Consider the following 8,447-nt stretch of genomic DNA (forward strand, 5'->3'; position numbering starts at 1 on the left):
ATCACCACCTTCTGCTGGTTGCCGCCCGAAAGCGCGGACACAGGATGTTCCGGCGAGGCGATCTTGATCACCATGCGGCGCACGAAATCCGCCACGTGCGAGCGTTCCTTGCCCAGGTCCATGTGCACGCCCCGGGTGAAACTGCCGACAGATGACAGCGTCATGTTCTCGCGGATCGACAGGATCTGGACCAGCCCGTCATGCTTGCGGTCCTCCGGGATCAGGGCCAGCCCCTTGGCGATCCGGTCGGGGACCGAGGGCCGGCCCATCTTGTCGCCCTGCACCCAGACATCCCCTACGGCATGGGAATGCCGGCCGATGATGGTCTCCAGCAGCTCGGTCCGTCCGGCGCCCATCAGCCCGTAGATCCCCAGGATCTCACCCGCGCGCAGCGACAGGGACACACCGTCCACCGCAAAGCCGCCGCTGGTATCCGCCAGGCGCATGTTCTCGACCCGCAGGGCTTCGTCGCCGAAGGGATGTTCGATCTCCTTGGCGAAATCCTTGGAGCTGTCGCCGATCATGTTGCGCACGATCCAGGGAATATCGACGCCTTCCATCGACTGCGCCCCTGTGATCATCCCGTCCCGCAGGACGGTGATGTAGTCTCCGACGCGGATCAGTTCCTCGAGCCGGTGCGAGATGTAGACGATGCCGACGCCTTCGGCCTTCAGTTCCTCGATCACGCGAAACAGGATCTCGACCTCGGCATTCGACAGGGCCGAGGTCGGCTCGTCCAGGATCAGAATGCGGGCGTCGCGCGACAGGCTCTTGGCGATCTCGACGATCTGCTGTTGCCCGACCTTCAGATCACCGACCAGCGTGTCCGGGTCGATGTCATGTTCCAGACGTTGCATCAGGGCGCGCGTGGCCTCGCGCTGCGCCGACATGTCGATGTCGATGCCGCCGCGAGTCTTTTCATGCGCCATGAAGATATTGTCGGCCACGGTCAGGTTCGGGAACAGGTTGAGTTCCTGGAAGACGATGCCGATGCCATGCCGTTCGGCATCGTCGGTAGAGGTGAAATGCACCTCTTCGCCGTTCATCGTCACCGTGCCCGAGGTCAGCTGTTCGACCCCGGCGATGACCTTCATCATGGTGGATTTGCCGGCACCGTTCTCGCCCACCAGCACGTTGACCGCCCCCATGCGCAGGTCGAAATCAACCTCCTTGAGGGCGATGGTGCCGGGATAGACCTTGGTGCCGCCACGGATCGACAGGCCGATCGGATGGGCGCTGCCGGGGTCGGGATCGAGAGTCATGGAGTGGCCCCCATCTCGATTTCGACCGGCACGATTTCCGGCGTGTCACCTGCGGCACGCAGGGTGAAGACGCCGGTGAAACTGACCGTCTGGCCGATCACGTCGCCCTCGGGCCGGGTCAGCCCGGCACTGGCACGTTCGTTCATCGCACGGGCCAGCTTGGCAAATTCGATCTGGTCGCGGAAATCGGTGAAAACGACAAAGGGCATGGCGTCGCGCATGGCGGTGCCGCGAATGATCGGCCCCAGCTGCAGCACCACGTCGGCGGCGCCGTCACCGTCCATGTCCACCTGCATCTTGGCGGCACGGCTGTCGAGCTTGGCCTCTGTTACGGTCCCGGTACCCGAGACGACGAAATTCCAGGGGTTGGCCTCACCGTCCGGGCGCAGGCCGTGTGCCTCACCGGCCGCGTCCAGCCCTTGTGCCAGCGCCTGACGCCAGGTGTCGTACGCCACCTCATGTTCGGCGATGACCGGCAATACCTGCGACTCCCAGTTCGCGTCGACATAGGCCGCCATGCGGGCCTCGTCGGTCTGGCTTGCCAGGGCTTCGGATTGGTCGTTGGGATCGGGATTGGGCACGATCTTGCAGGCCGCCGCAGGCAGCAACAGACAGACCAGCGCACCCGACAGGATCGCTTGGCGCATGGGACTTCCGGTGTTGTTCGAGGACGGGGCGGCCCGGTCCCAGAACCAGGCCGCCGGGGTCAATCAGCTTGCGTCGGCAAGGGCGAAGGTTTCCAGCCGCCCTGCGTTGTCCGGCGTGATCAGCACGCAGTCCATCAGCTGTTTCTCCGGCTGACCGGTCGACCCGGTGCGCAGGTATTCGTCCGCCTGCTCGACCGCCAGCTGTGCCTGGCGATAGGCCGGTTGCAGCACGGTCGCCTTGATCCCGCCGGCCAGGATCGAATCCCGCACGTCGTTGGAACCGTCAAAGCCCACCACGATCACGTCGGTGCGGCCCGCCGCCTCGAGTGCGGCCCAGGCGCCCATCGCCATCGTGTCGTTGCCGCAGATCACGCCCTTGATCCCCGGATTGGCCTGCAGGATGGTTTCCATCTTCTCGTAGCCTTCGGTCTGCGACCAGTTGGCGGACTGCTGCGCGACCATCTGAAGATCCGGGTACTGGTCGATGATGTCGTGATACCCGGCCGAGCGGATGCCCGCGTTGGTATCTGCCTCGCGGCCCAGCAGTTCGACGTAGGGGCCCTCTTCGCCCATGAGCGCGACGAATTCCTCGGCCCCCAGTTGCGCGCCCTGGTAGTTGTTCGACACGATCTGGCTGATGGCGATGCCGCTGGTCTTGATCTCGCGGTCGATCAGGAAGGACGGGATGCCCGCGTCCTTGGCCCGCTGGACCGGCGCGACAGAGGCATCGGCCCCGGCATTGTCACAGATGATCGCGACCGCGCCGCGTGCGATGGCCGTGTCGAACATCTCGGACTGCTTGTTGGGATCGTCGTCATGCACCAGGACAAGGGTCTCATAGCCCAGTTCCAGTGCCCGCGCCTCGGCGCCCACGGCTTCGGCCTTGAAGAAGGGGTTGTCGTGGCTCGGGGTGATGATCGCGATCAGGCCTTTGCCTTGTGCCCGGGCCGCGCGGACAGTCGGCAGAACCGCCGTAATGGCCAGACCGGATACAAAGAGACGACGTGTAATGCTCATGAATCATTCCTCCAAAGATCAGTCGGCCCGTTACGGGTCCTACCTCCCTGATCACGGTTAACCTGTGATATGATTACATGATTGTCAACAGGTATGATGAGTACTAGAGTCCACCCCTGACAGGAGACCCCATGACCGACGATTTCATCCGTGTGACCTATCGCATCGAATGCCCCGGCAGCGTCGAGGCGATGGCGGCAAAGATCGCCTCGGACCAATCCACCGGGACCTTCACGGAATTGCCTGGCGAAACCGACGCGGTGCGCAAACGCTGCGCGGCCCGGGTGGAAAGCGTGACCGCCCTGCCCCCTGTGGACCGGCCCGGCTTTCCGACCGACACCCCCGGCCCCTACAACCGTGGCGACGCAGTGATCGCCTATCCGCTGGAAGCGATCGGCACCGACATCGCGGCGCTGATGACGGTGACGGTCGGCGGCGTCTATGCCGCACGTGGGCTGACCGGGGTGCGGGTGATGGACTTCGACCTGCCAGATGCCTGGTCCTGCCATCCCGGACCGCAATTCGGCATCAAGGGGTCCCGGCGCCTGACCGGCGTCGAAGTTGGGCCGATCATCGCCTCGATCATCAAGCCCTCGCTGGGGCTGACACCCGAGGACACCGCCGAAGTGGTGGCCGAGCTTTGCGCCGCCGGGGTCGATTTCATCAAGGACGACGAAAAGATGATGAACCCCGGCTACGCCCCGCTAGAGGCGCGGGTCGACGCCATCATGCCGGTGATCGACGCCCATGCGCAGAAGACCGGCAAGCGGGTGATGTATGCCTTTGGCATTTCGTCGGCCGATCCCGACCAGATGATGCGCGGGCACGACCATGTCGTGAAACGCGGCGGCAACGCGGCGGTCATCAACATCAACTCGATCGGACCGGGCGGCATGAGCTTCCTGCGCAAACGCTCGCAGCTGTGCCTGCACGCGCACCGCAACGGCTGGGACATCCTGACCCGCCATCCGGCGCTGGGGATGGAATTCCGCGCCTACCAGAAGCTCTGGCGCCTGCTGGGCGTCGACCAGTTCCAGATCAACGGCATCGCGGCCAAGTACTGGGAACCGGACGAGAGCTTTGTCAAAAGCTTCCATGACGTGATGACCCCCATCTTTTCCGAGGACGACAGGCCCCTGCCGGTCGTCTGTTCGGGCCAGTGGGGCGGACAGGCGGTCGAGACCTACAACCGCACGGGCCGGACACTGGACCTGATGTATCTGGGCGGTGGCGGCATTCACGGGCACCCGATGGGCGCCGCCGCAGGCGTTCAGGCGATCCGGCAAGCCTGGGAGGCCGCCGCCGAAGGCCTGTCACTGCCGGACAAGGCGCGTCAGCATCCAGAGTTGCGGGCCTCGCTGGACAAGTGGGGATAGGCGGCGCGCGTACATGACTGTTCCCGGGAGGGGACACCGAAGACGGGTGCGCAGGCGGCAAAAGCGCGATTTGCAGGTGATCACGCAGGCGTGTATCAGGTCCTGAGGGCGGCACTCTGCCCAGCCTGCGCATTTCCTCTGTAGCCAAGCGTGTCCAAGATGCCCAATCTTCTGATCCACATCGGCCAGGGAAAGACCGGCTCGACCTCTATCCAGAACTTCCTGCGCGCCAATCCCGAGATGCTGCGCGACGCGGGTGTGCTGTTCCCCGAGACCGGCAAGCACACCAATCACCAGGACATCTTTTCCTATCTCACCGACGACGTGAAACAGCACGATCCCCGGCTGAGTGGCGCTCGTGCCGACAACCGCAAACGGGCCCTGGGCGAGGCGTTCTGGCAAGATGCCCGCGACACTATCCGCAAGACCAACCCACGGCTCGTGATCCTGTCCTGCGAAAACCAGTTCCGCCCCTTTCCCGCTGCAGCGCTTCAGCGTCTGACCGAGGAACTGCGCCCCCTTTTCAGCCACATCGACGTCTGTGCCTACCTGCGCGACCCGGCTTCGCATTTCCTGTCCTCCGCCCAGCAAGACCTGAAGAAACGTCCCGATTTCGCGATTCCCTCGCGCAGCTATTTCCGTGACACGCTGGACCCCTGGCGCCTTCATGGCCCCGGCCCCCTGACCTGCGTGCGCTTTGCCCGGTCCGAACTGGCCAGCCAGGACGTGGTGACGGATTTCTGCCAGCGCTTCGCCGGGATCGATCCTGCCGGCGCAAAACACTCGGCCACCGAGGACAACACGAGCCTCAGCCCCGAGGCGATGGAAATCATGCAGCGCTACCTGCGCGGCGAGATCGACGCCCCGACCCGCTATCACGCCAAACGCACGCAAAGGATGAAGGCGCTTGTGCAGGAGGCCGACGGAAATTGCCCCGGCTTTTCGCGGCCGCGTTTGCGCGACGGTCTGAAAGAGGCGATCGAGTCCCGGGCACAGGACCTCGACTGGCTGGACCAGACATTCGGTGTTCGCTTTCCCGAAATCGGCCAGCCCGCCCTGTCGCCAGAAGAGGCAGACCAGCGCATCCGCGGCCTGAGCAGGGTTTCGGACGTCTGCGTCACCGACCCCGACCGGATCGAGGCCCTGCAGGCAGAGATTGCCCGCCTTGCAGCGGGCCGCCGGAGCCTGTTCGGCCTGTTCGCGAGGGGCGCGCGCAACTGACGCAGGTAGGCTTGAAAAAGGGTTGAATGGTCTTCAAAATGATCGTGGCACTAAACCCCCGCATTGACCGGAGCGAGGCAGACGATGCGCGACAGAGCAATTGGCCTGATGATCTCGGGCTCCGGCCGTTCGCGAACGACGAACCTCAGCATTCTTTTGTCGCAAGGCGAAAACGTCTTGAACATCGGCCAGTTGCGCGATGTCTGGGCGGGTTGCCCCCCACTGTCCCCTGCACCTGCGGCCATAGCCTGACGGACTGCGCATCCTGGGGGCCGTGCGCGCCGAGGCCTACCCGGGACAGGCAGACCGGCTGGACGCCGAAAGACGCGCCTTCATGACAGAGGCGGCGAGCTTGACCGGGCCCCGCCACCGCAACCATTCCGGGTGAGGAGAGGTAGCAGTGATACCGTCTTTGGCCCAAGTTTCGGCGTAGCCCCGATGCCGCGCGCGCGCCGTCAAAACGGTGTCCCCCTGCGAGAGCGTAGGAGCGATCTGGTGGGATTTCGTCCTGCCCGACGGGCGCAGCGGCTGGACTGTGGCGAAACACCTGTTGAGGTGACGCCCAAGCGAGCCCTGCCCGCCCCAGTCCCCCAAAAGGGATACTGCACTCGGACCGAAGAACCGCGGCATGTCCGATCCAGCAGCCGGACGTACAATTTGGTGAACGTCACCACCATCGCGCCCATCAGTCCTTTGAGCGCAATCGAGCCGTTTTGGCCGCGGGAATCTCGACATTGATCTCGAGGCTCGAAACGTCCTTGCTCCGGTCCATCCGGACGTCGACATCGTCCATCTCGATATCCACGTATTTCCGAACCGCCTGCACGATGTCACGCTGAAGAGCCGGCAGGTAGTCCGGCGCACCCGAACCCCGACCACGTTCATGCGCCAGCAGGATCTGCAGGCGGTCTTTCGCCGTCTGCGCCGATTTTGTACGGCGCGACCTGAGAGACAGACCGAACAGGCTCATGCCGACCGTCCGAAAAGCCGATGGAACAGCCCCGGGCGGCGCTCGCCTGTAACCCGCATCTCCACTTCCTGGCCGGTCAACCGAGCGACCGCGTCCTCATAGGCTCTGGAGGCGGCGGAGGGTTCGTCCAGCACGACCGGCGTGCCGACGTTTGATGCCCGCAACACCGCTTGGCTTTCCGGAATGATCCCCAGCAAAGGCACCGCCAGGATTTCCAGCACGTCCTCGACCGTCATCATCTCGCCCCTGTCGACCCGGGCGCGATCGTGGCGCGTCAGCAGGACTTGGGCCTTGACAGGTTCGGCACCCTCGGTTTCCGCGCGCTGTGTCTGGCTGCTGAGCAGCCCCAGCACTCGGTCGCTGTCGCGCACGGAAGAGACCTCGGGATTGGTCACGACAACGGCCTCGTCAGCGAAATACATCGCAAGATGCGCACCGCGCTCGATCCCGGCGGGGCTGTCGCAAATGATGTAGTCGAACTCCCTCTTCAATTCGTCCAACACTGCCTCGACGCCCTCCTTTGTCAGAGCATCCTTGTCGCGCGTCTGCGACGTTGGCAGGATCGAGAGCGTCTCCAGCCGCTTGTCACGAATTAGCGCCTGTTTGAGCCGTGCATCCCCTTGAATGACGTTGATGAAGTCGAACACCACGCGCCGCTCGCAGCCCATCGTCATGTCGAGGTTGCGGAGACCCACATCGAAATCGATGACCACCGTCTTATGGCCCAGCTTGGCAAGGCCGGCAGAGATGGCAGCGGCCGAGGTGGTCTTGCCAACGCCACCTTTGCCGGATGTGATCACGATGACCCGACCGAGGGGCGGTTCTGCTTTCATTTGCGTCGTCATGCGATCGCCTCCATGCATAGTTTTTCTTTTTCGAGGAAGATCTGCGCGCACCGGTCGCGTGCCGCGGGGTCGAGCGTATCACTGGTCTTGTAAAGTCCGGCGATGGCCACGAGTTCAGCGTCGAGTTTCCGGCAGAAGATACGCGCGTTCACGTTGCCATGTACGCCTGCCACGGCCCGGCCTCGCAGGGTGCCGTAGATATGGATGTTGCCGCTGGCGACCACTTCTGCGCCCGATGCCACAGAGCCGACCACGGTCAGATCGCCGCGTTCGGCAACCACGATCTGCCCCGAACGAACCGGCGCGGTGACGATCTTGTTATCGGGCGGCAACAGTTTTTCGGCGCCGCGTTTGCGGCGTGTCGCGTCATCCGGGCCCGGCTCGTCCCGCCCGGGACCGAGTGGGATGAGTCCCATGGACTGCAGGGCCAATTGATCTACGGGACCCGCGTTCTGAACGCCGAAGACCAAAAGGTTCCGTTCGCGAAGCTCATGCGCAAGGTCGCGAATCTTCTCTGGCGTGGCGATGCCGGGAGCCTTGGCGAAATCGAGCACCACCGGCGCCGCGGAAAAGAACTGCGGCGTCTGCTGCAACTGCTCGTCTAGCGCTTCGTAAAACGCGACATCGGGTGGGCCGCCTTCGAGCCGGAGCGCGAGCGCAGTCAGGAAACGGCCGCGGATCTGGAATGGTTTGACGACTGCCCGCGCGCGCGAGGGCCGTTCATTGGCGTGACGTGACGACACGATGATGCTCTGCTCCTGCTCGTTTTTCGGTAGCGAGTCGCCTCGCCCCGTTTTTGCTCTGGCTAAAGCGTTGAGACGCGAGTGCCACATTGAAATTCGGACACCGCCGGATTTCAGCAGGAAGTCGCTGAAAGATATCCGCGCTAGCACGGTCTCGGACCCCGGCGGCCGATGTCAGGGCAAAACCGTCAGATGCAAACGTGAAGAAGGACGCACCACCCCAAACCGCCTTCACTTTTCAATTTAATTTCATTATATTACCCTGAAATCCACGCCAGCCGATCTGGCTTGCGGACATGACTGACCCGGTCCCCATTGAGTCCGCGTTTATGAGTTCGCTCTGTTCAGGGTTTGGTCCTCTACCGA

General features: G+C 63.6%; 8 protein-coding genes. 2 read left to right on the forward strand and 6 right to left on the reverse strand.

Annotated elements, in window-relative coordinates; translation table 11 throughout:
* The 3 genes from PVW46_RS06815 to PVW46_RS06825 form a co-directional block, all read right to left on the reverse strand.
* The coding region (locus tag PVW46_RS06815) for a sugar ABC transporter ATP-binding protein (RefSeq protein WP_274575315.1) at window positions 1-1,262 on the reverse strand (1,262 nt) is incomplete at its 3' end.
* On the reverse strand, window positions 1,259-1,909 hold the full coding sequence (locus tag PVW46_RS06820) for a DUF2291 family protein (RefSeq protein ID WP_043139971.1): 651 nt from the start codon (window positions 1,907-1,909) through the stop codon (window positions 1,259-1,261). The genes PVW46_RS06820 and PVW46_RS06815, both read right to left, overlap by 4 nt.
* Window positions 1,910-1,972: 63 nt before the next feature.
* Window positions 1,973-2,926 (reverse strand): D-ribose ABC transporter substrate-binding protein, encoded by a 954-nt coding sequence (locus PVW46_RS06825; RefSeq protein WP_069209784.1) that lies wholly within the window; start codon window positions 2,924-2,926, stop codon window positions 1,973-1,975.
* 131 nt (window positions 2,927-3,057) lie between these two features.
* On the opposite strand from PVW46_RS06825, the gene oiaX reads away from it, so the two are divergent.
* Window positions 3,058-4,302 carry a 3-oxo-isoapionate-4-phosphate decarboxylase OiaX gene (oiaX, locus tag PVW46_RS06830; RefSeq protein ID WP_069209783.1) on the forward strand — a complete coding sequence of 415 codons (1,245 nt, stop codon included), beginning with the start codon at window positions 3,058-3,060 and terminating at the stop codon, window positions 4,300-4,302.
* Between the two features lie 159 nt (window positions 4,303-4,461).
* A complete protein-coding gene (locus tag PVW46_RS06835; protein WP_069209782.1) occupies window positions 4,462-5,523 on the forward strand; it encodes a hypothetical protein in 1,062 nt (353 codons plus the stop codon).
* 685 nt (window positions 5,524-6,208) lie between these two features.
* On the opposite strand, the gene minE is transcribed toward PVW46_RS06835, so the two are convergent.
* From minE to minC, 3 genes are read right to left on the reverse strand one after another with little or no spacing between them, the layout of a single operon-like run.
* Entirely contained in the window at window positions 6,209-6,493 is a 285-nt protein-coding gene (gene minE, locus PVW46_RS06840; protein WP_043139982.1) for a cell division topological specificity factor MinE, read from the reverse strand.
* Window positions 6,490-7,338, reverse strand: coding sequence for a septum site-determining protein MinD (minD, locus tag PVW46_RS06845; protein ID WP_043140129.1), 849 nt, complete (start codon window positions 7,336-7,338; stop codon window positions 6,490-6,492). The genes minE and minD overlap by 4 nt, the downstream gene beginning before the upstream one ends.
* Entirely contained in the window at window positions 7,335-8,081 is a 747-nt protein-coding gene (minC, locus tag PVW46_RS06850) for a septum site-determining protein MinC (protein WP_069209781.1), read from the reverse strand. The genes minD and minC overlap by 4 nt, the downstream gene beginning before the upstream one ends.
* Between the last annotated feature and the right edge of the window lie 366 nt (window positions 8,082-8,447).

The organism is Mameliella sp. AT18, assembly GCF_028807275.1.
In the GTDB taxonomy this organism is placed as follows: Bacteria; Pseudomonadota; Alphaproteobacteria; order Rhodobacterales; family Rhodobacteraceae; genus Antarctobacter; species Antarctobacter albus.